General features: G+C 49.3%; 34 protein-coding genes. 25 read left to right on the top strand and 9 right to left on the bottom strand.

Annotated features, from left to right (window positions below):
• The first annotated feature begins 3 nt into the window (after window positions 1-3).
• The 15 genes from QZ135_RS19385 (at window position 4) to QZ135_RS19315 (ending at window position 7,826) form a co-directional block, all read left to right on the top strand.
• Window positions 4-897 carry an AAA family ATPase gene (locus tag QZ135_RS19385; RefSeq protein ID WP_294613172.1) on the top strand — a complete coding sequence of 298 codons (894 nt, stop codon included), beginning with the start codon at window positions 4-6 and terminating at the stop codon, window positions 895-897.
• Window positions 894-1,553, top strand: a complete 660-nt coding sequence (locus QZ135_RS19380) for a hypothetical protein (protein ID WP_294613169.1) — start codon at window positions 894-896, stop codon at window positions 1,551-1,553. The genes QZ135_RS19385 and QZ135_RS19380 overlap by 4 nt, the downstream gene beginning before the upstream one ends.
• 24 nt (window positions 1,554-1,577) lie before the next feature.
• On the top strand, window positions 1,578-2,042 hold the full coding sequence (locus tag QZ135_RS19375) for a hypothetical protein (RefSeq protein ID WP_294613166.1): 465 nt from the start codon (window positions 1,578-1,580) through the stop codon (window positions 2,040-2,042).
• A gap of 7 nt (window positions 2,043-2,049) precedes the next feature.
• On the top strand, window positions 2,050-2,676 hold the full coding sequence (locus QZ135_RS19370; protein ID WP_294613164.1) for a helix-turn-helix domain-containing protein: 627 nt from the start codon (window positions 2,050-2,052) through the stop codon (window positions 2,674-2,676).
• Window positions 2,673-2,963, top strand: a complete 291-nt coding sequence (locus QZ135_RS19365; RefSeq protein ID WP_294613162.1) for a hypothetical protein — start codon at window positions 2,673-2,675, stop codon at window positions 2,961-2,963. The genes QZ135_RS19370 and QZ135_RS19365 overlap by 4 nt, the downstream gene beginning before the upstream one ends.
• 20 nt (window positions 2,964-2,983) lie before the next feature.
• Window positions 2,984-3,508: a host-nuclease inhibitor Gam family protein gene (locus tag QZ135_RS19360; RefSeq protein ID WP_294613160.1), complete on the top strand. Its 525-nt coding sequence runs from the start codon at window positions 2,984-2,986 to the stop codon at window positions 3,506-3,508.
• Window positions 3,492-3,716 (top strand): hypothetical protein, encoded by a 225-nt coding sequence (locus QZ135_RS19355; protein ID WP_294613157.1) that lies wholly within the window; start codon window positions 3,492-3,494, stop codon window positions 3,714-3,716. The genes QZ135_RS19360 and QZ135_RS19355 overlap by 17 nt, the downstream gene beginning before the upstream one ends.
• Window positions 3,713-3,961: a hypothetical protein gene (locus QZ135_RS19350; protein WP_294613155.1), complete on the top strand. Its 249-nt coding sequence runs from the start codon at window positions 3,713-3,715 to the stop codon at window positions 3,959-3,961. The genes QZ135_RS19355 and QZ135_RS19350 overlap by 4 nt, the downstream gene beginning before the upstream one ends.
• 4 nt (window positions 3,962-3,965) lie before the next feature.
• Window positions 3,966-4,190 (top strand): hypothetical protein, encoded by a 225-nt coding sequence (locus tag QZ135_RS19345; protein ID WP_294613152.1) that lies wholly within the window; start codon window positions 3,966-3,968, stop codon window positions 4,188-4,190.
• Window positions 4,191-4,297: 107 nt separating this feature from the next.
• On the top strand, window positions 4,298-5,215 hold the full coding sequence (locus QZ135_RS19340; protein ID WP_294613146.1) for a site-specific integrase: 918 nt from the start codon (window positions 4,298-4,300) through the stop codon (window positions 5,213-5,215).
• A 147-nt stretch (window positions 5,216-5,362) separates the two neighbouring features.
• Window positions 5,363-5,761 (top strand): hypothetical protein, encoded by a 399-nt coding sequence (locus tag QZ135_RS19335; protein ID WP_294613143.1) that lies wholly within the window; start codon window positions 5,363-5,365, stop codon window positions 5,759-5,761.
• Window positions 5,762-5,773: 12 nt separating this feature from the next.
• On the top strand, window positions 5,774-6,664 hold the full coding sequence (locus QZ135_RS19330) for a hypothetical protein (RefSeq protein ID WP_005778713.1): 891 nt from the start codon (window positions 5,774-5,776) through the stop codon (window positions 6,662-6,664).
• Window positions 6,665-6,668: 4 nt separating this feature from the next.
• Complete coding sequence (locus QZ135_RS19325; protein ID WP_294613137.1) at window positions 6,669-6,974, top strand: hypothetical protein; 306 nt, start codon at window positions 6,669-6,671, stop codon at window positions 6,972-6,974.
• 19 nt (window positions 6,975-6,993) lie between these two features.
• Window positions 6,994-7,299 carry a hypothetical protein gene (locus QZ135_RS19320; protein ID WP_294613134.1) on the top strand — a complete coding sequence of 102 codons (306 nt, stop codon included), beginning with the start codon at window positions 6,994-6,996 and terminating at the stop codon, window positions 7,297-7,299.
• A gap of 17 nt (window positions 7,300-7,316) precedes the next feature.
• Complete coding sequence (locus QZ135_RS19315; RefSeq protein WP_294613131.1) at window positions 7,317-7,826, top strand: ASCH domain-containing protein; 510 nt, start codon at window positions 7,317-7,319, stop codon at window positions 7,824-7,826.
• 95 nt (window positions 7,827-7,921) lie between these two features.
• Here QZ135_RS19315 and QZ135_RS19310 read toward each other — a convergent pair whose 3' ends face one another.
• Together QZ135_RS19310 and QZ135_RS19305 are read right to left on the bottom strand one after the other, a co-directional pair.
• Window positions 7,922-8,152 (bottom strand): DUF4248 domain-containing protein, encoded by a 231-nt coding sequence (locus QZ135_RS19310; protein ID WP_294613128.1) that lies wholly within the window; start codon window positions 8,150-8,152, stop codon window positions 7,922-7,924.
• A gap of 119 nt (window positions 8,153-8,271) precedes the next feature.
• Window positions 8,272-8,760 carry an HU family DNA-binding protein gene (locus QZ135_RS19305; protein ID WP_294613125.1) on the bottom strand — a complete coding sequence of 163 codons (489 nt, stop codon included), beginning with the start codon at window positions 8,758-8,760 and terminating at the stop codon, window positions 8,272-8,274.
• A gap of 217 nt (window positions 8,761-8,977) precedes the next feature.
• Here QZ135_RS19305 and QZ135_RS19300 point away from each other — a divergent pair, with 217 nt between their 5' ends.
• The gene (locus tag QZ135_RS19300) at window positions 8,978-9,217 is read left to right on the top strand and encodes a hypothetical protein (protein WP_294613122.1); all 240 of its coding nucleotides are present in this window, start codon (window positions 8,978-8,980) and stop codon (window positions 9,215-9,217) included.
• On the opposite strand, the gene QZ135_RS19295 is transcribed toward QZ135_RS19300, so the two are convergent.
• The 7 genes from QZ135_RS19295 to QZ135_RS19265 all read right to left on the bottom strand — a co-directional run bounded on the left by QZ135_RS19295 (window position 9,204) and on the right by QZ135_RS19265 (window position 15,493).
• Window positions 9,204-9,671 carry a hypothetical protein gene (locus tag QZ135_RS19295; protein ID WP_294613119.1) on the bottom strand — a complete coding sequence of 156 codons (468 nt, stop codon included), beginning with the start codon at window positions 9,669-9,671 and terminating at the stop codon, window positions 9,204-9,206. The genes QZ135_RS19300 and QZ135_RS19295 overlap by 14 nt on opposite strands.
• A gap of 24 nt (window positions 9,672-9,695) precedes the next feature.
• On the bottom strand, window positions 9,696-10,310 hold the full coding sequence (locus tag QZ135_RS19290; RefSeq protein ID WP_294613116.1) for a phage morphogenesis protein: 615 nt from the start codon (window positions 10,308-10,310) through the stop codon (window positions 9,696-9,698).
• A gap of 100 nt (window positions 10,311-10,410) precedes the next feature.
• Complete coding sequence (locus QZ135_RS19285) at window positions 10,411-11,664, bottom strand: phage minor head protein (protein WP_294613113.1); 1,254 nt, start codon at window positions 11,662-11,664, stop codon at window positions 10,411-10,413.
• 59 nt (window positions 11,665-11,723) lie between these two features.
• Complete coding sequence (locus tag QZ135_RS19280; RefSeq protein ID WP_294613110.1) at window positions 11,724-13,022, bottom strand: DUF935 family protein; 1,299 nt, start codon at window positions 13,020-13,022, stop codon at window positions 11,724-11,726.
• A gap of 4 nt (window positions 13,023-13,026) precedes the next feature.
• The gene (locus QZ135_RS19275; protein WP_294613107.1) at window positions 13,027-13,446 is read right to left on the bottom strand and encodes a phage protein Gp36 family protein; all 420 of its coding nucleotides are present in this window, start codon (window positions 13,444-13,446) and stop codon (window positions 13,027-13,029) included.
• A gap of 62 nt (window positions 13,447-13,508) precedes the next feature.
• The gene (locus QZ135_RS19270; protein WP_294613104.1) at window positions 13,509-15,041 is read right to left on the bottom strand and encodes a hypothetical protein; all 1,533 of its coding nucleotides are present in this window, start codon (window positions 15,039-15,041) and stop codon (window positions 13,509-13,511) included.
• The gene (locus QZ135_RS19265; RefSeq protein ID WP_294613101.1) at window positions 15,038-15,493 is read right to left on the bottom strand and encodes a hypothetical protein; all 456 of its coding nucleotides are present in this window, start codon (window positions 15,491-15,493) and stop codon (window positions 15,038-15,040) included. Before QZ135_RS19265 ends, QZ135_RS19270 begins: the two co-directional genes overlap by 4 nt.
• 178 nt (window positions 15,494-15,671) lie before the next feature.
• Here QZ135_RS19265 and QZ135_RS19260 point away from each other — a divergent pair, with 178 nt between their 5' ends.
• From QZ135_RS19260 to QZ135_RS19220, 9 genes are all read left to right on the top strand, one after another.
• Window positions 15,672-16,661, top strand: a complete 990-nt coding sequence (locus QZ135_RS19260) for an HK97 family phage prohead protease (protein ID WP_294613098.1) — start codon at window positions 15,672-15,674, stop codon at window positions 16,659-16,661.
• A gap of 26 nt (window positions 16,662-16,687) precedes the next feature.
• Window positions 16,688-17,869, top strand: a complete 1,182-nt coding sequence (locus QZ135_RS19255) for a hypothetical protein (RefSeq protein ID WP_294613095.1) — start codon at window positions 16,688-16,690, stop codon at window positions 17,867-17,869.
• On the top strand, window positions 17,869-18,267 hold the full coding sequence (locus tag QZ135_RS19250; protein ID WP_294613092.1) for a structural protein P5: 399 nt from the start codon (window positions 17,869-17,871) through the stop codon (window positions 18,265-18,267). The genes QZ135_RS19255 and QZ135_RS19250 overlap by 1 nt, the downstream gene beginning before the upstream one ends.
• A gap of 13 nt (window positions 18,268-18,280) precedes the next feature.
• Window positions 18,281-18,724 (top strand): hypothetical protein, encoded by a 444-nt coding sequence (locus QZ135_RS19245; protein ID WP_294613089.1) that lies wholly within the window; start codon window positions 18,281-18,283, stop codon window positions 18,722-18,724.
• The gene (locus tag QZ135_RS19240; protein WP_294613086.1) at window positions 18,660-19,001 is read left to right on the top strand and encodes a hypothetical protein; all 342 of its coding nucleotides are present in this window, start codon (window positions 18,660-18,662) and stop codon (window positions 18,999-19,001) included. Before QZ135_RS19245 ends, QZ135_RS19240 begins: the two co-directional genes overlap by 65 nt.
• 7 nt (window positions 19,002-19,008) lie before the next feature.
• Entirely contained in the window at window positions 19,009-19,509 is a 501-nt protein-coding gene (locus QZ135_RS19235; RefSeq protein ID WP_294613083.1) for a hypothetical protein, read from the top strand.
• 5 nt (window positions 19,510-19,514) lie between these two features.
• Complete coding sequence (locus tag QZ135_RS19230) at window positions 19,515-19,973, top strand: hypothetical protein (RefSeq protein WP_294613080.1); 459 nt, start codon at window positions 19,515-19,517, stop codon at window positions 19,971-19,973.
• Between the two features lie 83 nt (window positions 19,974-20,056).
• The gene (locus tag QZ135_RS19225; protein WP_294613077.1) at window positions 20,057-20,254 is read left to right on the top strand and encodes a hypothetical protein; all 198 of its coding nucleotides are present in this window, start codon (window positions 20,057-20,059) and stop codon (window positions 20,252-20,254) included.
• Between the two features lies 1 nt (window position 20,255).
• Window positions 20,256-23,715, top strand: a 3,460-nt coding sequence (locus tag QZ135_RS19220) for a hypothetical protein (RefSeq protein WP_294613074.1), incomplete at its 3' end; no start/stop codon positions are given.

The raw sequence follows: 23,715 nt of genomic DNA, 5'->3' as shown, positions 1-23,715 counted from the left end.
ACAATGAAAGAACTAAGTAAACAAGACAAGGATGCCATTCGGGATGCCCTGATGGAGTATTGCAGCAACTATCCCTCGCAGAACCGCGCCAGCGAAAGCCTGAACGGTGTCAGTGCTGCCACGGTATCGCAGATATGTAACTCCAAGTACACCAGTATCAGCGATGATATGTTCAGCCGCATAGCCGCACAGATAGGGTACAGCCTTGAACGCTGGACGTTGACGGACAGCGATGCTTTTAAGCGGATCACCTTCGCCATAACAGATGCGCAGGCATACAAGAATACTACCTGGATAGTGGGTGATGCAGGTTGTGGTAAGACCACAGCCGCCATCGAATACCGCCGCACGCATCGGAACGTATTCTATATCCTTTGCTCGGAGGATATGAAGAAGAGTGACTTCGTGCGCGAAATCGCCAAGCAGGTGGGCGCTCCTGTGGACGGGACGAACCTGCGGGATATTCTGGAATATGCCATTTCCATGATTGCCTTTCTAAATAATCCGCTCATCATCTTCGATGAGGGTGACAAGCTGACGGACAGCGTGTTCAGCTACTTCATCAGCATTTACAATCGACTGGAGAATAAGGCGGGTATCGTGTTTCTTTCTACGGACTACATTAAACGCCGTGTGGAGAATGGCTTGCGCTACAACAAGAAAGGCTATAAGGAGATTAACAGCCGTATCGGTCGCAAGTTCTTCGACGTGAATGTAGCTACCGAACAGGATGTATATGCCATCTGCCAGGCGAATGGGCTGACTGACCTTGCTGAGATAAAGCGTGTTCAGCGTGAGGCCGCTCAGGGTGAATATGACCTTCGCCGTGTGAAGCGCGTGGTGCATGCCTGTAAGCGTATCCAAGAAGCCCAGCGTATGAAAGGAGAACAGGCATGAGCGAGACAGTGAATGATGCAAAGACTTTCCAGCGCAACGCTAAAGGGGTGCGGGAACTGTTGAGCATGAAGTTCGAGACGCTGGCTTTCGAAGGTGCCTGGCAGGATGCTTTCGGCACACCGGAACGCCGGGGTGTGTGGATGGTATGGGGTAACACAGGGAATGGGAAAACCTCTTTCGTGATGCAACTTTGCAAGGAGTTGTGCCGTTTCGGGCGCGTGGCCTATGACAGTTTGGAAGAAGGTGCCTGCCTGACGATGCAGAACACGTTGAAGCGTTTCAACATGCAGGAAGTGAACCGCCGTTTCCTGTTGCTGGATGCGGAACCACTGGACCAGTTAAGCCTGCGCTTGAAGCGCCAGAAAGCTCCCGATTTCGTGGTGATAGACAGCTTCCAGTACACGCAGATGACATACGCCCAGTATATCAAGTTTAAGGAGAAGCACCGTAACAAGCTGCTCATCTTCATCAGCCATGCCAGCGGTAAGAATCCGGATGGGCGTAGTGCGAAGAAAGTAGCGTTTGATGCTTCGCTGAAGATATACGTTGAGGGGTATCGGGCGTTTTCCAAGGGACGGTTTATCGGACCGAAGGGATACTATGATATCTGGCCGGAAGAGGCGGCGAAATTCCGTGGAGAGGAGTATAGTGATTAACGTTTAGTGATAAGTGATTTAGCGATGAAGACAATCAAGGACAAATTCATTACGCCGGGGCAGATGAAAGCCTTGCATGCTACTTTCAATAGACTTCGGATGGATGTTGATGCACGCCATGATTGCATCTATTCTTTCACTGGTGGGCGGACACAGAGCAGTAAGGATTTGACGCTACGGGAAGCACAGCAGTTGTTGGAGAAGCTGAACCCGATGGATGACAAAGCCAGGGAGATACAACGCAGGGAAGCGCAAATGGTGTTCCGTGATATCTACCGCCTCTCATTCCTGATACCTCAGTTGAATCAAGGCTTCACCAGTGACAATGAAGAGGAATATCGGATGAATGTGGCGAAACTCAACGTCTGGGCACGCAAGTACACCAAAGCCCGCAAGGACGTGACGCGGATGGCGCTCTGGGAGCTACAGGAAACGAAGAAGCAACTGGAAGCATTTATGAGACGTGAAGAACGAAAAACTAAAAAATAAGAAAAGTATGAGAAAGCAAAAAGAAATCAAGCAGGCAATAGCGGTTCTTCTTAAAAAAGGCGACCCTATCAGTCTTATCGAAGCGCAGACATTAGTCGAGCGTCTGACAGAACGACAAGTGTTCCAGAAGTATGTGGCTGAAAAATCAAATGACGAACGTGACGAAAGTGTCTTTTTTGCCGCCCGTGACGCTGCGCGCTATGCCGCCGGACATTTGGAGTTGCAGGAATTGATGCAGGGCGTAGAGTGCTGCCCTGCTGAAGAATTGCAAAAGGAAGAGGTGGTACAAAAAACTCCCGTAGTTTCCGGCGAAGAGATGATACAAGTGTCTTTGAAAAACTTTCAGGATATAATGGGTACGCTCAAATTGCTGGAAAAACAAGTTTGTGCACTATGTGGGATGAGTAGTGATTTATCACCTGCCACGGTAGCGAATGATCTCATGGAGTTGAAGGATGTATTGGAATACATTGGTTGTGGCTCTACTACACTTCGCCGTTGGGTAAAGAAAGCGGTATTATCCACTCCTTATCGCAGAGGTTCATGTACTTATTTTAGCAAGCAGGAACTGGATAATAATCCTGCAGTCCAACGGTATATAAGCAATAACCAACTCAAGGAGGTTATACCATGACGAAAGTATATGCCAATACCAGTGGCGAACGCCGCCAGGAACTGGGGAAGCAACTCGAAGCCATTGCCGACCGTATTTGCGACTTTCAGGAACGTTTGGAGGCAGGCATCAATACACTGTCGGCTTCGAAATATTGCCAGCTTTTGGCTGAATACTATTCAGAATGTAAACGCTACAACCTGATAGACCGGGAACTGGAGATATTGGAAGAACCGAAGAAGGCGAAAAAGTACAAGGAGATGCAGCAGCGCCAGAACAGGGAAAACAGAGAGAAGATTAATTATTAACCAATAAATTAAAAGGAATTATGGCAAGAACCAAGAAAACAGTAGTCAGCGGCATCAACCGCGAACAGGCAGAACAGGCATTCGCAGACTTTGCGGCAGCCGATGCTAAAGTACAGAACCTCACGTCCAAGATGGACATCGAGATGACCCGCATCCGTGAAGAGTATGCCGACCAGTTGGCGGAACAGAACGCCCGGAAAGAGGCGGCCTTCGAGATTGTGCAGGCGTATGCGGTGGAGAACAAGGACGAGCTATTCTCCAAGAAAAAAAGCGTGGAGAGCGCCCACGGCGTGTTCGGTTTCCGCACCGGCACACCGAAGCTGAAGAACCTGAAGGGCTTCACCTGGGCGGCGGTGACGAACCTCTGTAAAGAACTTCTCCCTTCGTACATCCGTACGACGGAAGAACTGGACAAGCAGGGACTGCTGGCCGATCGTGACAATGAAGACGTTGCAGGCATGTTCCCGAAGATCGGCGTGCAAGTGGTGCAGGAAGAGTCCTTCTTCGTGGAACCTAAAAAGGAAAGCGATGCAGTTGTGCAGTGACATGAAAGAGATACACCGCTGGTATCAATACCGCCCGCGCGGGCGATGCTGGGCGGTGTATCTCGAAATCACCTACCGCCAGGGAGACAGTTTTCCCCCGAAGATATCGACACACGGGACAAAGGTCGGAGACTATCTGACCAAGGAAGAGGCGCGGCGGGAGACGTACAGGCTGAATGGTTGGACCTATAAAGAAAGGAAGGTATGAGCGAGAAATGGAACGGGGTGCTGATTTCAGCACCCATCTTCGGAGCCGGGCGGGAGAAACCCCAGGAATTTCCTGGTTATAGTTGCGGCTATTGCCAAGGGAACGGGTATGTGCTCGACCCGGACATCATCACCGAGCGGGTAAAGAAACCGTGTCCCTCGTGTGGCGGAACGGGACAGGTGAAGGCGGTGGTGAATGTGGAATGGGTGCCTGACGGCGAAGTGAAACCTTATTTCAAAGAATGACAGTATGCAGCGCATCCCAGTGAAATACATCGTCCAGATAGACAACTTCCATGTGGCAGACTTCATCTTCTACTGGAACTATTACGAACAGCCGTGCTCCCTGCTCCTGCAGAAACCCAAGACGGAAGGTCTGACTGCCATCCGTCTGGTAGTGGACAGCGACGAAGCGGCCAGCTTCCTGCTCAGGGCAAAGGAGAAGACGGGGTGCAGGCTGTATCAGGTGGATTAATTAACCTTTAAATATGAGAAGCCAAAACAACATTAGCAGTTTTATCTCCGGTCCTTGAGGCCAAGCCAAGAAAGGACTACATCAATCACTTCCGGCAGGCGAAACCGATGGAAGGTGAATACTTCACCACCTTCGCCAGGGAAGTACTTGAAAAGAGAAGCAGACGCAAGTCTGAACACTATGCAGCGGTCTATGACGCAATTATAAAGCATATAGATGCTTTTTCCGAAGAATTTGACTGCGATATATTCACCAATTCCGTTACGGGTGAATTCCTGGATGATTTCATCATTTATCTGGAAGACCAGGGACTCAGGCATAACACAATAGTAGGATATATCCAGAAGATTCAGACGCTTGTCCGTCGGGCATCACAATACAACTATGCAGTAGATAACACCTATGATGAGATTGATTTGAAGTGCGAGCCTACCAATGCCGTGTTTCTGTCAATGAATGAAATCGCAAGGATATACTACTACAAGTTTGAGAAGCAGGATAAGCGGAAAGCGAAGGAAAGGATTAGGGATTTGTTTGTGCTTGGCTGTCTTACCGCTTTGCGTTACTCTGATTACTCCACCTTAACGAAAGACAATTTCCAGGGTGACTATTTAGTGAAGCGGACAAAGAAGACGAATGTTGATGTCAAGATACCGATGCACGACTACGTGAAAGAAATCTATGCTAAGTATGGCGGTGTTATTCCTTGCAAACTTTGCATTCAGTATGTCAACAAATACTTGAAGGTGATAATGAAAGAGATCGGCTTGAATGACCTTGTTACTTATTCATTTACCAAAGGCGGTAAACTGATAACGGTTACCCGTCAGAAGTGGGAATTAATCAGTAGTCATACTGCAAGAAGGTCGGCAGCCACCAACATGTATCTAACCGGCAGAATGACGACACTGGAAATCATGCGGCTGACCGGGCATCGTACTGAACAAAACTTCTTCCGATACATCCGTCTGACAAATGACGACACGGCAAGAAGTATCTCAGGAGATATGTTTTTTAGGAAGTAATAAACCGAGCCTCCCCTTCGGATTTGGGGAGGCTCATAACACTTCTATGTGACGATTCTTACAAAGCGAACGGACTTCTTCAATAGTATCTTTGGAAATGTCACCTACGGGCCAATATGTAATGCAACATTTGACAACATTCGTTTCGTGGCTTATAAAGAATCAATTGCTTTTGGGTTCACCCTTACCGGAAGCGACGATCTTGAACCCGGTGCGGCTTCTAATATGGAAAGAATTCAAATGATGAAAGACCTTCACGATCTTGGCTTCAAAACTTGGGCGAGCATTGAACCCGTGATTGATATTCCCCAAAGTCTTGCAATGATGAATTTGACGAATGGTATATGCGACTTATATAAAGTTGGCCTATTGTCCGGCAAACGTTATCCTAAACAAGACCTTGAATGTTTCGTCGAAATGACAACACTAATGTTTCCGTTTAGCCGATTTTACTTCAAAGACACATTGTTGAAACAGGCCGGGATCAACCGGGAAGATTTACCCGGCAATTGTGTTTCTTCTAACTACAATCTTTTCAAAATTTAAAAGCAAAATAAAATGTCAAAAATTGGGCTGATCGACGTTGACGGACATAACTTTCCCAATCTTGCATTGATGAAACTATCTTCATGGCATAAAAGGGAAGGTGATTCGGTTGAATGGTATTCCGGGATTGAACACTATGATCGTGTTTACATGAGTAAAGTTTTTGCTTTCACGCCCGACGATCTACGTGTCATTCAAGCGGATGAAGTTGTTAAAGGTGGGTCCGGTTACAAAATGTATGATCAGACTTTGCCAAATGAAGTTGAGCACATTTGCCCGGATTATTCACTTTATCCAATGTATAATGATGCCTACGGGTTCTTAACAAGGGGATGCGTCAATCAATGTAGTTTTTGTATTGTGCCCCGAAAGGAAGGTTTTATTCGGAAACATGCCGACATTACCGAGTTTTTAAGCGGGCGCCAATCGGCTACACTAATGGATAACAATGTAATTGCGTCGGATTGGGGATTGAATCAAATCGAAAAGATCATTTCTTTAAATGTGAAAGTTGATTTTAACCAAGGTCTTGATTGCCGTATTATTGCAAAAGATAAGAATATCGCTCACCTACTTTCGCATGTCAAATGGAAACGATTTTTGCGAATGGCTTATGATAATTCAGCAATAACCGATGAAGTCACAACCGCAATCGCATATTTGAAAGAAGCCGGAATCCCAAGTTATAAACTTTTCTTTTATATGCTTGTAAAAGACGGACAAATCGAAGATGCTGAAAAACGGGCTTTATACCTTGATTCATTGGGTTGTATTCCTTTTGCGATGCCTTACAGAAACTTAGACAGTAACCAACCGCCAACTAACGATCAAAAACATTTCGCCCGGTGGGTAAATAAAAGGCCAATTTTTAAAAGTTGTATGTTTGAAAATTTTAAAGATTAACATTATGACAGCAGAAGATTTAATCAAAAACAATTCACTTACTGATATAGAAGTAACAGGAAATCAAACCGTTGTATTTTCTGAAATCCCACTACCGGCCGTAAATATGGCACGTGAAGAAGTGAAATGTACATGGGAAAAAGCTACGGCGGCATTTGTCAAAGATGCGGAAGAAAAGAAGATACAAAAAGCTATTAAAGCCCATATAGAAACATGTCCTTGTATTTGCATGGTTAAAGAGACAGGGAAAGACGGAAGATGTCTAAAATGTTGGCATACAACAACGTTTATTGACGAACTGAATAAATAACATTCAACATAAATTAGTAATGAACTATAAATTAGAAAGCTGGCCGACGTTTAAAAAACGTGAGATTCCTAAACTATACTCTGTTAATGACGGGGTGAAAGGATGGGCTAAAGAAATCATACAGCCTACCATGCGAAAATTAGGATGGTGCTATACTTATGTCGCTGACTATGGAATAATCAAACCCAAAGAATGGGCAAAAAAAGAAGTTGCAGATTTATTACAACTTAAAGACGTAGATAAATCTCACTTTGTCTATTCATTTAGTAAAGGGAAAAATGGCTATATGGATGTAGTTCAGGTATTTTATAAACCTATTAAATAACTCAAACAAAAGAAGAAATGAAAGCAATAACAATAAAGCAACCGTGGGCTTCTTTGATAGTCCACGGTATCAAGGATATTGAGAACCGGAGTTGGCGAACAAATTTCCGTGGACGTGTCCTTATTCATACTTCCGGTTCCCATGGTAGAAAGTTTAGCGTTGACCTGACTGATGCGCAGACAAAGGCAGCATTTGCTACAATAGCTAAAGAAACCATGTTTGGGAATATGCCTTTCGGGTCTATCATCGGTAGTGTGGAGATTGTAGACTGTGTGCAGAACCATACATCTGTTTGGGCGGATAAAGGTGTGTATAATTGGGTATTGGCTAATCCTATATTATTCCCTAAACCAATACCGGCTAAAGGTAAGCTATCTCTTTGGGAATATGATAGGATTTTGGAATCTGTGTCAGATGGCGACCACAAGATTTGTATGTGTCGTATATGTGTTGATGAAAAAGTTCAAGTGATGAGTATGGGGACGTATTTCGTATGTAAATATTGCGGTGGACGTTGGTACAAGTAAATTTAAAATAAAGATAAATAAGAATAAAAAAGAGAGCCGCTGCACAATTGCAGCGGCTCTCTTTTTATCGTCTTCCCGGCATCAGGAAAACGATTTCATTCCCCCGGCTCCCCCAGGCAATCAATCACCGCCTCATGTTGCAGCGGCGTCAGCGCCCTTTGCCGGGGTTTATAATAAAGTTCTTCCAAGCGTCTGGTCAGTTCCGTATTCAGCGCAATCCAACGGTGCAACTGGCTCACCGCGCTTCGCGGTGTACTGTCCGGAAAGTATTGCTGTGCCAGGTCGCTCAGGTAGATGCTGCCTGCGTGTTTCTTCTCTTCATTCATTGTGCGTTTTCCTTTCTTCTTTTAATGGTCAAAAAATTACCCGGTAGTAATTTTATAACTACTACCGGGTGGTTCATTCACTACTACTGGGTAGATGGCTGACTACCTATAGGTAGTTTTTAGCCCAGCGGGTCTTCTTCCAGACCTCCCTCTCCGCTGCCCGAACCACCATTGTCGTCCGGATCGGCAGGCAACGGCGCTTCGCCTTTCTTGGCGACGCGTTTAAACGTCAGCCCGCCATCGCCCGCACGGGTGGCCGCCTTGATGGGCTTGCCCGGTCGGAACTGGATGGTGGCACCGGTGATATTGGAGGCGGTAAAGCCTTTCACCGTTTCGGCTCCTTCGCTACATAGCTGTATCTGGAAACTGCCGAAAGTTTCCAGACGGACAATCTTGCCCGCCGCCAGATTTTTGTTCACCTGTTTAATCAGGGCGCGGATGGCATTCAGCACATCGCCGTCCGTCAATGAAGTGGCATAGGAGATTTCTTCCGCCATTTCGTCCATGGTGACTTCGCCACTGGCTTGCGCCTTGGCATAATACTTTTTAGGGGCGGCATCGTTGCCCGGTTTGCTGCTCATAAGAGCCAGGGAATAGTTTACACTCATTAAATTGAAAATTGAGAATTAAAAATTGAGAAATGGGCTGCGCTGTACTTGTCGCGGCTTGATTCCCGTTAACTGCGTCGTTTCGCGAAAAAGACGGGGCAAAGGTGGTGTAAACTCGTTATCCGCTGTGGTAGTACACGCTTTTTGATGCTATTTGTTGCATTAATATGTTATTACGATTACTTTTGTATTAGGGTAATCAATCAGTTTTCGGGGTATGAAGAAGAATCGGAGAAAAATAATAGGGTGCAGTTACGTTTTCCGGGTAGAAGATATCGTGCGCATTTACGATGAACATGCGCGCAGCGGTCTCAGTAACCGCGAGATTCTACGCCGCTACATCTGGCCGAAATACCACATCTGCGAAAAGACTTTCTACAATATCATCAACGCCAGTGCCGACCCGCGCATCATCCGCAAGCAGGAAGAGATGCGGGCGCAACTCACACTTTTTTGACGTTATCCATTACCATACATGTATAGTCGCTGATATCTTCTACAAGCTCTTCATGGTTGTGGTTGGTGCTGTTGCCTGTGCGGCGGAACATGTTGAATTCCGTCCGTCCGTCACTACCCATGATATTGAAGAGATGGTGGTCTATGCGGTCCAGCAGGTCGAAGCGGTCGAGGCTTTGCTGTTGGAATTGGCTACCGTCGCGGGTGCTTCCGTCCCAGTGAGTGATGATGTGCAGGCGGATGGTGGCATCGGTGCGCTGTGCACCGGCACCCAGCGTGTTCCACTTTATGGGCATGAATTCAATGAACACGGCAGGCGTGTCGAACACTTCTTCTTGTTCGATGAATTCCACTTGTTCGTTCCAGAGGTCGAACGTTTTGATGACGGGTTCTCCCGCTTTGTCTGTGAGTTGTTTCAGCCGGTCAATGAGGCTGAGATAAAGAAAACGTCTCATGTTATGCAGATTAAGAATTAATGATTAAAAGACTGTCTGGCGATTGGCATCCGCTATTTCATGGATGATGCGTTCTACTTCGGGATGCATGCCGATGAACTGGCGCTTAGGGATGACAATTTTGCTGCCTACCTTTTTCAGTGCCATGATTTTGCAGAATTTGGCTTCTTCGGTCAGTTCCCGGTTCTTCCGGTTATCGCGTAATTCTCCATTCTTTTTGCGTTGCAGCTTATCAGTGAACTTCGGTTTGTCCGGGCGGCTACGCTTGCTGCCCATGATGAGCATGTAGCGGTACCAGAAGTATTTCTTCATCTTCCGGGTGACGGTAATGGTACCGCCTTCATTATGTATGGCGGCATAAGGCACGCTGCTGGTGAAGACGACGCTGGCGTGGTCGGTGACGGACACCCCGTCTTTGATGCTGCGACGCAAGGTTCCTTCCCGGGCCAGCAGGCCACGGCTTTCATCATCGTTGAACTTCCGGCGCGCCCAGCCCGGGGCATCGTTGAAGAATGCTTCCCGCTCGAAGTTCCGGTCGAACTCATCGCCCAGCTCCACGCTGATATCCTTCAGCGTGAGCCTGATGAAACGCTTCACCTTTTGTTCCAGTTCCCTGGTTATATTTGATTTTTGGGCCATAATGCTTGTTAATTAAAGAATTAAACGTATCTTTGTGTCATGAAGGGAGTAATTTAGAAATGTGGCCTCGGATTGCAGTTCCGAGGATGCTATTTCCAAATTACTCTCTTTTGTTTTTCAGGTACTTCAGGATGTCTTCACTATCCGAAATGCTGTGCAATTTGACTGAACCGTCAATCAACTCCCTTACAATAATCCAGCTCTTTTCTTCGTGCAGCGTTGTTTCAAACAGATGCATTGTGATGTCCGGGTCATGTTTGTCCGGTCCTGAACCCAAGTAAGGTGCTTTGGCTATAACCTTTTCTATGTCCAGCAGCATCCTGTTCTTTTCGGAAAACCATTTGTGAGGCTGGTTGAGCCATTCTTTTATGTTGGTACCGCTGATGCTGATATCTTTGCCAAACTGTTCATTCTTCAGCGTACGTTCTTTCAGGAACTGTGCCTTTTCTTTAATCTCCGCCCTTTGTCTTTTCAGCTCCTCCTTCCGCTTCTTCATCTCCCTGATTACCTTACAGGCGGCACATAGCTCGTTATTCGGTTGCTTCACCAGCTTCATCGGCTGCAATTCGCAGTTATTGCACTTACTGATGGTATAGGTATTGTATGCTGGGAAGCAAGCCATCTGTTTGCCGGGATTGAAACGCATCATTTCCTGATGCTTTCCCGCCGTTGCCTGGCTTCCTGCCAGCATAGCCTGCGCTTCGTTGCTTTCGGGATACTTGCCACGACGAACACGAGCTACGGTACAGCGACAGTTCCAGCCGTTAGGTGGGAAATAACTGTCCCAAAACTTGGAAGTGATGGGTAGCGTGATGTTGTGCATCAGGCGGTGGCTTTCGCGCACCCTTTTGTCGCCCACGGTTCGGTATTGCAGCAGATAGCGGTCACGGTCTTCATCCTCCCACCAGCCCTGCCACCTGGCGGCCATATCGGCTGATGACATGGCAAAGTTATATTCTGCCTTCAAATACCACTTGTTATAGTTTTCGTTTACCTTTTGAACGTCATTTAAAAAGCTTTCAAAAGGTTTCCGATTGCCATCCTTATCCAGCAGCGAGGGTAATGCCTCATTCAGTTCGTGGAAGGTCTTCAAGCCGGAGAAAACGTAATTCGATTCCTTCAGACGTTGCACGCTGATGTCGTCCAGCGGACGTTGGCGGATGGAATAGTCTACTGCGTCATCCAGCACCGCAGCGTGTGTACGGACGAATTGTTGTACTTCTTCATCCTTCAGCATCTCCGGGGTGAATTCCGGCTGGCGGTGCAGCCATCTCATAAGCAGGACAAAAGCAGCTTCCACGTTGGCAGTGTCCACGTCCGATTCTTCACCCGCTTCTATTTTGTCCAGTTGCATTTCGCTTCCGAAATAAGACAGGCATGCCCGTTTGTGCAGCCCTTCATAGTCCGAAGGGCTTAGTCGAAAAAAGGTTTAACGAGTTTCTGTTTTCCGTTCTTGTCCTTCTTGCTATTCTTGTCTTCATCATCATCGCTGACCGGAACCACAACAGGCGCCGCCTCTCTCTTCCCAATGATAGGCACATTGTATTTGTCAATGAAATACTGCGGGTCCACCTCATAGTTCTCCAACAAAAGGCGCTCGTATGCTACCTGCTGTTCCGGTGTGAAGTCTATCCCTTCGTACCAGTCGAAGCGGTATCCCTGCAACGGGAAACCGTGCTTTATCATTTTCGGAATGAGTTGGAAGTTAATAATGTCACGCAGATTATCGGCATCCTTGCTGATCAGGTTCTTCAGTACTTCCAGGTGCACCTCGCTTTGCGAAAGCGATGATCCGTTCTCCGTGGTCATGGTCTCGGTGAGTACACCTTTGGAAAGCTCGGAATTGGCACGGTCTATACGTTTGTCGAATACGTTGTAGGCATCGCCACGGGTGGATTCTTTGATTTCTATATCCGTTCCTTCGGGGAAGAGTGCCCAGCCTGCCGCACCCATGCTGCCCAACATCTTTTCAATACGGCTCTGTTCCTTGGCATCGCGGCTAGTGGTTTTCCCCACACGGAAGGGGATGCCGAAAATCTCGGAGAACATATCCCAGAAGCTACAGACATTCTTCTTCGGTATGGTATGCTGGGCGCACTTCAGATACAGGCCCAAGCCATTGGGTTCACCTACTTCTATGACCCAGTCCGCCATTGGCGAATTGCGGTAGTCGTAACCGTTCTGCCACCTTTCCTGCTGGTTCACCACCAGCACGCCGTATTCGGGGATGACATGGCGGCGGGGAACCAACTTCACATTGCTGAACGCGGGTACGCCGTCCACTACGATGATATCGCCCAATTGGATAAGCGAGTGCCCCCAATAGATGCTGTCCAGAGCGAAATCCATGAAGGCCTTGAACCAGGGCGACTCGAAGACGGCCGTCAGGTCAGGATTCTCGTCGCCTTTCCTGTCCACGATGCGGAAACTTTTGTTCAACACGTAGCCTTTGCGCTGCCCCACGCAGCCGGTGAGGTGCATGTCCACTTCCACGTCGCCATATACGTCGTATAACGGCACACGGTTGGGATAATCCACGTTGATGGCATATTGCCAGGCGTTGCGCCAGGTGCGCAGGTCTTTCTTGGTCAGCGCTTCGGTCTGCAGTTGCAGGTTGACGGAAAGCTGTGTCACCCGTTTCAGTTCAGCCGGGTTGTCCAGATTCACACGTCCCACTTTTACGGGTTTTTGTTTTTTATTCTTAGTCGACATAATGTTACCAGATATAATCGTTTTTAGGTGCCGATCCGTAGCGGACCGGATTGTGATAGTCTTCTTCACCACGCGGACCGGTGACGGTAGGGATATCAGGTGTTACGTCCCCTGCCTGTATATCTTTCAGGTACTTCAAGGCTTGTTCGTAACGTTTTTCCCGTATTTCGTAGCCCATCTTCTGGGGCAGGGAGCAACACATGTGATAGAGTGCGATATCGGTGACACATCCCACCAGTTCCGCATCTCTCCGATCGCCTTCAAGAGCGAAGACTGCTTCTACGTCGTATCGTCCACGCAAGGCACCGGCCACGCGGGATATGGCACGTTCTTCCGCTTTCAAGCGATTGTCCGGGGAACTTTGTTGCATGATTTTCAGTGCATCGGCTCCTATCTGTATGTAATCTTCTTCTGTGATGAACATGGCGTTGATTAATTAAAAATTAACAATTAAAAATTAAAGCTGTGCGGATGGGCGGTAGCGTCTCACCATGCTTGCGAGGGCGGTTGCCGCACTCCCATGCGAGGGACAAAACTTTCTTCGCGTACCTGCTTTTGCAGTTTGTAGATGGCACCTTCGTCGGCATCCGGTCCGTCATCGTGGGCGCGGCTTCCTTTCTCAAAGGCGAGGGTCTGTTCGATGCCGGTCTTCATGTCGTTGTCGGTCTTCAACTTCTCATTGTACCACACGAAACCACGCTCCCACAGCGGGCTGATGGCTTCGATGCGGGCGAACTTGTCCGGCTTCTTGCGCTTGTCGGCGGTGACGGGTACTTGGTAGCCCCGCAGGTTTCCTTCACGCTCGAACTCGTCCAGTATGGTATCCTGCATGAAGTTGGCTTCCATATAGATGGTGACGGCGGCATCTTCGGGCAACGACTCCCAGAGATCGTATACCCAACGCACCATTTCGCCCACGCTGCACTGGCGCACGAAGGCACGCAGACAATGCAGTTCCGAACGTTTGGCGGTTTTCAGTCCGGAGCGCGGACGCCCCCAGAGCTTGGCGGCCTTGTAGTCGTTCTTGCTGCTGTCCTTGAACGAGGGGTCGATGTAGAGCACAAGGCTTTCATAATAGCAGGGTTTCAGCATCCGGCGCCATTGTATCCAGCGTTCCTGGAAGACGGCGCCTTCGGTGATGGGGTTGTGCATATATTCTTTCTGGAAGCTGCGGTAGCCCATGAACTTTTCGCGGCTGCGTAACAGTTCGATGGTGTAGCATTCCGGCCAGGCAGGCGTGCCGTCCTTGGTGATGGCATAGACCGTGCTGGTATAAACGGTGTCGCTGTCGATAATCTGCTGGAGCACGCTGTTCTTGCTGATGAGGTTGCCCACCATGATGAACCGGCCTTCCTTACCGCCGAAGCAACCGAACAAGGCTTCCTTGATCCACTTCGTCATTTCGCGCACACGGGCTTCGCTGCGGCACATTTCATCATCATCCAGGTCATCCACGATGATGTAGTCCGGACGCATGTCCCGGAATCGCAATCCACGGGGCGACTGTCCACGCCCACGGCTGAAGAAAGCGCACTGATCCTTGGTGACGAACTCGCCTTCCTGCCAGCATCCGGCATTGTATTGCTCGCCAAAATCCTCGATGATGTACTGGTTGAACTGTAGTTCCGCCTGGAGGTCACCCAGCAAGGCGTCGGCATTGTCTTCGCTCTTGCCTACCAGTACCATGACGTGCAGCATGTTTTTAAACTTCAGCCAAAGCGGTATGCCCACATCCAGATGCACCGACTTGGCGTGCCCGCGCGGCCACTTGAAGACAGCGCGCATTTCCGGGTGCTTCTCAATATAACGGGCGGCATCGTTGTGGAACCTGGCATTCTTGCACTGGCAATAGTGGCTGAGGTATCTCTGGCAGAAATACTCATAATCCTTCAGGGCGCGGGCGATGTTCTTCTTCCGTTCCGCTTCCGTCTCCGGTTTGCGCTTCGAGGTGATGCGCAGCAACCGGTTGCAATGCTCTTCCCACCGTTTGTGAGCTTCCTTTTTCTCGTCCGCTGTCATTTCTGCTTGAATTTGATATTCATGAAGTCGCTGTGCAGTTGGTTGATGAGCATGATAAGTTTGTCATCTATTTCCGGATATTCCTCACGATGGGTCACCAGCCAGTTCTCGAACTCAATGATAGTATCCACCTTGTTCACGATGTTGGTGTTCCGGTTGATTTCCTTGATACCCTTTGCCGCCTTTATCAGGGAATCGGTCATACGGCTGATACTCTTTTCATCGGCATCCGTATTCTCGATAGCTTCGCCCAGTTTGCAGAGGGTCATGGATGTGATGGACTCCTTGCTCATTTCACGTGCAGCCCGCTCTTCTTTCCAGTTCTCCTGGTTCACCCAGCGGCTGACGGACTGCCTGGTCACGCCGGTAAGTTCCACAATCTGCATGATGGGCGTACCTTTCATGTAGAGGTGCTTGGCCACCGCCTTCTGTTTGCTCATGTCTTTTGCCATACCTTCTAACTGCTTGATTATAGCGGCAAAGTTGCGAAGCCTACGGCAGGCATCGAAAAAACGGCGGAGTGGTTGCAAGGTATTGCGGACAGGCTGCACGCTTCATCGCAACCGTTGCACACTTTTTTGTGCGGTTGTGTGCGTAGCCGTAAGTTTGCGCCAAAATGAGACGCAAATCATGGGAAAAAGAATCAGGATATCAAGTGAAAGTTTAAACTGCTTCGGCACGTGGGTGAAGACCGACGGCATCGATTACGGGCAATACCGGCAAAACCCCTTGCTGCTGTGGATGCACCGTCGCGGAGAAATCATAGGTTGCATCAATGATTTCCGGGTAGAGGGAAAGGATGTGACCGGGGAGCCTTACTTCGACGAGGTGCGGGATGAATCAAAAATCTTGAAACAACAGTTTGACAAGGGCACGCTGAAAATGTGCAGCCCCTTCTTTGAAGTAATAGAGACGAGCGACGCTCCCGAACTCCTGAAGCCGGGACAAACCCGTCCTACGGTGACCAAATGCAAGCTCCTTGAAGTAAGCATGGTGGATATGGGCGGCAATGACGACAATATCGTGCAACTCAGTTATCGGGGCAACGAACTGAAGCTGGCGGCAGGTGAAGACTGCCCGTCCCTTCCTTTACTGAAAACTAACGGCGGAGAAGCTCCGCAAAACAATAATTCTAAAACAGAAGAGACTATGAATGTAGATTTCAAAGCTATCGCCCTGAAGCTGGGCCTGCCGGAGACGGCAACGGAAGCGGAGATTCTTGCCAAGGTTGGCATCTTGCTGGGATATCAGACCGCCAATACGGAACTGCGCACACAGTTGGATGCCATGAAATTGGCAGGTGTCACTCAGATGGTGGATGACGCCATCAAGGCCGGAAAGTTCAATGCCGACAAGAAGGATCACTTCATTAACCTGGGCAAGACAGTAGGTGCCGAAAGCCTGAAACTGACGCTGGACAGCATGGCGGCTGTGACCAAGCCGATGCAACTGATCAATCCCGGCGGCGGCGCAACGGGCGGCGGCATGGCAACCGGGCAATGGAACAAGCTCAGCGAGGTACCCGAAGGGCAGCTGAAGCTGATGCGTGAGAACGAACCGGACAAATACCGTGCGCTGTACAAGGCGGAATACGGCATTGAATGTCCGAAATTCAATTAATAATTAACAATTAAAAATCAAATCGAATGAATTCTATCTTGAAATTTGTTTGCGGCACGCTGTTCAACGTCCTGATGGGTGTGGTTCTGGCGTCATTGGTAGGGGTAACCCCTGCAATAGGTGCAGTGGCGGGCGCGGTTGTCCCGGCAGTGCTTGGAAACTTTATGCCCGCAGGTGCAGCCTTCGAGGGTGTATATACGGAAGTGTGGACCGGAGAATTGATAAAGCGCTTAAATGCCGGACTGAAGGCGGACTGGCTGAACGGTATTCCGGATTATTCCGCAAAGGTGGACAATGAAGTGATTCACTTGGTGGACGTGGGCGGTGATCCGGACGTGCTGGTAAACAATACGACCTATCCCATACCCACACAGGACTTGACGGAAAGTGACGTGCCGGTAGGCCTGGACAAGTTCCAGACGAAAGCCACCCGCGTGACGGACGACCAGCTATACGCCTTGTCTTTCGACAAGTATTCCGCTGACGTGGAACGTCATGGCAATGCCATTCTGACGGTGAAGTACAAGAAAGCCGCCCACGCCCTGGCTCCCTACAGCCATACGGACAAGACTCCGGTTATCGCAACCAGCGGTGCGGCCGACGAATCGGGACGCAAGAAACTGACCGTAAAGGACATCATAGCCCTGAAGCGTGCCTACGACAACATGGAGGTGCCCGAAGACGGCCGTGTGCTCGTTCTTTGCCCCGACCATGTGAACGACCTGTTGGAAGCCGACCAGAGCTTCAAGGACAAGTACTACAACTATACCTCCGGGAAATTGCTGAACATGTTCGGCTTCGAGGTGTACACGTACGTGAATTGCCCGTACTACACGAAAGCGGGTGTGAAGGTGCCATATAATGCCACTCCGGCGGCTACCGACCTGAAAGGTTCTTTCTCTTTCTACCGTCCGCGCATGTTCAAGGCGCAGGGAAGCACGAAGATGTATTACAGCGAGGCGCGCACCAACCCGACCACGCAGGAAAGTCTGGTGAACTTCCGCCACTACTACATCGTGCTGCCTAAGAAGCTGGAAGCATTCGGCGCCATCTATAGCTGGGACGGTGCAACGGCACAGAGCAAGGACCAGGCTGTTCCGGCAGAAAAGCGTTGGGCGCAGGTTCGCCGTGAAGCTGCCGCAGCTGCTGCGTCTGCCGCATCTGAGAATCCGGTACCGGAAGACCCGAACTCTGAACTGGAACCGTGATGGGCGCGCGAGGACTGAGAAACAACAACCCGCTGAACATCCGTCTCTCCGCCACGCGTTGGCGGGGAGAGGTTTACCCCTCATGGGACAAGTCATTCTGCCAGTTTGAAAGCATGGCTTACGGATACCGGGCGGGCTTGAAGCTGTTGCAGAACTATCGGAAATTGAACGGCTGCCGCACGATAGCCGACTTCATCAACCGGTGGGCGCCGCCTGTGGAGAACAATACATCCGGCTATATCAACCGTGTGTGTCGGGAAATGCAGGTACCTTCCAGCTACGTGCCCGATGTGAACAACCGGGCAACGATGTGCGCTTTCGCCGCCGCGATGTCGCAGGTGGAGAACGGGGTGCCGGCGGTGATGGCGGACGTGCTGGCCGGTTGGAACTTACTCTAAAAATGAATTAGCCATGACAACGGAACTGATAACACAGATTCTCCAGTGGCTCATACCCAGTGGCTTTATCGGTTCTTTTTGGGTGTGGCTCAGGCATAAGGAGAACAGGAAGGTGCTCGCCGCCAAAGAGCGCAATGATACCTATAAGGAGATGTATGACAATTTATCGGGAACTTTAATAGACCTGCAAAATGAGAATATCAAACTATACAAGGCGGTGCGCGAACTTAACCGTACTATACAGAGGGCTTCTACTTGCAAGCATTATGCTGATTGCCCTATCCGCAGCGAGTTGCAAAAGTCCGGGACAATTGACACGGACCGTCAGCGGCACAGACAGTCTGCAAAGCAGAAGAGGATTCGCGCTCCTACAGGAACCGGTACCGCCCAGCATGGCGAAGACCGTATTTCCGACAGAGATACTGAATACTATACCGATAGGGACGGGCTTCAGTAAGCGCAGCGGGCAGGCCATGGTGGACGTTACCCGTATATCGGGCGACAGCATTGAAGTGACCGCCACCTGCGACAGCCTGGCACGGCAGGTGATCCTGCTGACGGAAGAGCTGGTACGGATCAGGAATGAAACTTCGGAAGAGGTGAAGGAACTGCCGCCTGAAGTGGTACGCGAGCCTACCGGCTGGCAGTGGTTTCAAATATGGACAGGACGGACAGCCGTCATCGTTCTTGTTCTGATACTGATTAAACGACGGTTAAACGGAACTAAAAAATAGAGAATTTATGAATGCGATATATGGATTAAACCAGGTGAAATTCGACGGGAAGGTAATCGGATGGATAGATGAACAGGGCCTCCAACCGGCAGGCACAGCCCCTACACAGGTGGATGTCTATGCCGCCCAGGTGAAGGACGGCCCCATTGCCACCATTACCAGTAATCCCGGTAAGAAAGCGTTTACCTGTAACCTGATAGACCTGTCTACGGAAAATCTGGTGAATACAATCGGAGGTACCAAAGATGCCAATGGCAACTGGGAGCCGCCCGAAAAATGGGAAAAGACGGCCCCGATGGATATCAGCTGCGACAGCGGTGAAACCATCCGTTTCTTCAACGCGAAAGTGACAGGCAATGATTTTGCCAATGGCATCAACTCGCAGGGAGTGCTGGCACTGGGACTGAACATAGAGTTGCTGAAAGATGACAAGGGGAAAAGCCTGAAGATATTCGCCAAAGGCATTGATCCCGAAACAGGCGCTCCGGCAGTGAATCCTGAAGGCTGATACCCATGACGGACTTTAACATCGAACTCTTAGCGGCAAAGGTATTGGCGGACAACGGCATCTCTTTGCCGCTTCGTCTTCCCGGCGGCAGGCATATGCGCTGGGTGATGCGGGTGCCGAATATGGAAAGCCGCGTGCGCATATCGAAGATGTACCTGAGGATGGGCGTGAAATACACGGACCTGGAGAAATACACCTTCGAGCAGAAACTGGATTTCATGCGTAAGCATACGAAGACGGTGAGCCGCATGGTGGCTTACGGCATTGTCCGCGGCTGGTTGCTGGGCCGGTTATTGAACCGTCCGGTGGCGTGGATGCTGAGGAACTGCATGCATCCGGCGGCACTGGAAGAGGCCTGGATGCTCGCCATCGGCACCATGAACACTGTCCCTTTCGGAAATATTATCAGATTGGCCCAGGTGATGAACCTGATGTCGCCAAACCTGAGCCACGGAAAAAGGTAGAACGGGAGTTAAAGGGGTACACGGAACCCGCACATAGCCCGTTCGGACTGATAGGACAGATAGCCCGTGACACGGGCTGGAGCTTGAAATACATCATGCGTGGCGTTAATTATCCGACGCTAATGCTGATGTGGCAGGATTATCCCCGGCATGTGGACGGACGGAAGAAAACGACGCTGGAGTACCTGCGTGAACTGGAGGCGGAAGAGAACAGGAAGCCCGCTTCGGGAGACAATGATCCGCTAAGTTATTTACGAAAATTAGAAGAAGAGGAAGGCTGAGATGGAACCCATAAGACTTGAAATATTCCTGGATGACAGGACCCGCGCAGGTATGCAGTCGGCAGAACGCAATATCACCGGACTGGAGACGCAGATGCAGGAAGTGATCAATATCCTAAAAAAGGAATTGACCGGCTTGCAGTCCGCATTCAAGGATGCGTTGTCTACGGGCGTTTCCTCACCTTCCGACCTGGCGGACATACAGGCGCTGAAAGGCAAGATCGTGGAACTGGAGGAAGAACTGAAACGCCTGAAGAAGCAGGCGGAAGTTCCGGTGAAGCCGGATATAGACCTGTCGGGTTACATTACGGATGAGATTAGGGGCATGGAGAGTTCCGGAGAGAGGGTGAAGGCCATTATCATCAATATCCAGAAGGATATAGACTCACTGAGACAGAAGTCGCTGGAATCAGCGGCAACGGGTGTTGTCAATCCGGAAGATACGGTAAAAATAAAGGCACTGGAAGCACAGGTGCGTTCGCTGACGGAAACACTGATGAAGTATGAAGTGGCCAAACAGGACAGTAATGACACGCCTATAATGCGGTATGACCCGGCGCCGAAGCTGAACAACGTCAAGATGAGCATGCAACAGATCGCCCGCGAGCTTCCGGCGCTGGCGATGGGGCCGCAGATGTTCTTCCTGGCGATATCCAATAACATTCCGATGTTTACGGATGCGGTGGCATCGGCACGGAAAGAGTATGAGTTGATGACAGCGGCAGGTAAGAAGGCGACACCCATCTGGAAACAGTTGCTGACGTCATTGTTTTCATGGCAGACGGTGATGGCGGCGGCTATTACGCTGACGGTGGTGTATGGAAAGGAGATTGGTAACTGGATAAAAGGACTATTTGGTGGAAAAACAGCTTTGGATGAACTTCGCGAGTCCATGCAAAAGACTTATGAAGTGGAAAAAGAAGCCAACGGAACACTGGTTAAAGCCCGGTTTGAATTGGATCAGGTCATCAAGTCTATCAAGAATTTTAAAGGTAGCAAGGATGAAGAGCGTAGGAAGGTTACGGAATTGAATAGCACTTATGGTGAGGCATTCGGTTATTATCAGACGCTGAGCGAATGGTATGATACACTTATGCAAAAGAGTTCCGATTATATACAGGTTCTTGTGTTGGAACAAAAAGCAAGGAAGTGGATTGATCAAGCTGTAGAGGAAGGGGACAAAGGCGACAAAATAAAATCTGAAGGTATAGAAACAAATCGCCCTTGGTTTGGAAAGGGAGGAAAAATTTCCAAGTTCTTCGGCGGTGGTACCACAAATCAGTTTGGCAGTGATCCTGCCGTTGTTGCTTATAACAATAAGCTGAAAGAGGTATATGATGCGGAAGAAGACGCCTTAAAACGTGCAGAAGAGTTTCAGGATGAAGCTAAACGGATTCGGGAAGGAACAAATATAAATACTGTTATCACAGGGTCTGTTGAAGAGTTGGAGAGCAGTATTGCTGAAAAGAGAAAAGCCTTGAAGAAATTGACTAATAAAGTGGGTTATGGTGATGCTATAAAAGTCATTGAAGAAGAGGAAAAGAAACTGGAAGCCATCACAGGGAAAAAAGATAAGGGAGGAACCGGTACCGATAAGAGTGATTACCGGACCGAACTTGCCGACGCCCGCCTCCGTGCCCAACAGAAATTGGAAGCCGCTACCGTCCAGGTGATGCAGGAGGGATACGAAAAGCGTCGTAAACTGGCTAAACTGGAATATCAGGAAGAACTGTCACGCATTGACCGGCAGGAGAAGAAAATGAAGGACAAGCTGGACCATGCCAAGCAAAGCGGTAAAAAGGTGAGCCCGGATGAGTATAAACAAGTTCAGAACGATGCAGGCACCGAACGTGCCGCCGCCCTTCTTATTTATGAAGGTGAACTGGATAAGATCAATAAGGAGGCCACTGAAAAGGAGCGCAAGAAGCTGGAAGAATACGCGAAGCAATTCCAGGGATATATCACCAAACGCACATCCACGGAGAAAAGTTTCGATGACAAGCGCGATGTCTTGCAGAAAGGCGGCGCCTCCGATGAAACCCTCAGCGAACTAGATTATCAGAAGGAAAAGGCCTTGGAGGATATAGACAACGAGTTCGCCGCCCGTGAGGAAGTATTCAAGTCTTGGGCGGCCAATGTGGTAAATCTCAACCTCGAAGAACTGCAACGCCTGCTTGTGGAAGCGGAACGGGAATTGGAGCGGGCGGAATTCCTGAATCCGGATGACAAGGGGCTGGCAACAAAGCGTGCCAAGGTGAGCACCCTGAAGAATACGGTCAGCAGCAAGGTGAATACCCCTGAGCAAAGTAAGGACAACAAGAAAAGTATCAAAGAATGGTCCGACCTGAACCGCGTGCTGGGAGATGTGGAAGATTCCTTCAACGATATAGGCGGTTCTGTGGGAGATGTGGCCGGTGATATCATTAAGACTGCCGGTACCATAGTCACATCTACGCTGAGTATCATTGACGGCATAACTACTCTGTCGGAAAATTCGGCGGAAAGCATAGAAGGCACCAGCAAAGTTGCGGCGGAATCCATCTCTACTGTAGAGAAGGCATCCGTCATCCTTGCCATCATATCAGCGGCCCTGAAGGTGGCAACTGCTATTGTAAGCCTTTTTAAACGTACGGACTATATGGAGGAATTCCGCAAGGAAATGGCTAAGTTGAACTATGAACTGGCGCTTGTCAAACTGAACGCGGAGATATCCACTGACAAAAAAAGCATATTCGGTGATGACCTGTGGGGCAACGCTATCAAGAATGTGGACCTTGCCAGGGAAGCGTTGGACAGGTATAATGGCACGCTGGACAAGATAAAGAACCGCAAGATATTCACAGGATTTGCGGGAGCGACGGTGGAGGCCATGGGACTGAAGAATACATATAAGTCTTTGGGCGATTCCATCGCAAACATGCAGGTGAAAGTACAGCATAAGACCTGGTTCCGTTCCGCAAAATACAAGTCTTTGAAGGATGCCGTACCTGAATTATTCAATGCGGACGGTACCGTCAATCAGGACGCGTTGGAAAAGTTTATAGGGTCGGATACCTTCGGCAAGTTAAGTGCGGAGAACCAGCAGTACCTGCAGGAAATGTCGGACTACTGGAAAGCATACCAGGAAGCCGTAGAAAAGGTAAATGATTATCTGACGGACATCTTCGGGGACCTTGGAGGCACTCTGACCGATACGCTTGTGGATTCATGGGCAAATGGTAAGGATGCCGCCACAGCCTATTACGAGAGTGTATCGGAAATGCTGGAGAGTCTTGGCAAACAAATGATCTATTCCACATTGTTCGGTGACATCTTTGAAAAGGCCCAGAAGGAGATGCTGGACGTGACGCAGAATGCCGACCTGTCCGCCGACGAGAAGTTCAAGGAGTATATCAAGCTGCTGGGTAGCATGACGGATGAGGTGCTTGGAAAGCAGGGAGACTTCAATGCATTGTTGGAGG

Origin of the sequence: uncultured Bacteroides sp., from assembly GCF_905207245.1 — a bacterium.
GTDB lineage: Bacteria > Bacteroidota > Bacteroidia > Bacteroidales > Bacteroidaceae > Bacteroides.
The sequence above is the reverse complement of the archived record's forward strand: the minus strand, read 5'-3'. Positions and strand labels throughout refer to the sequence as shown.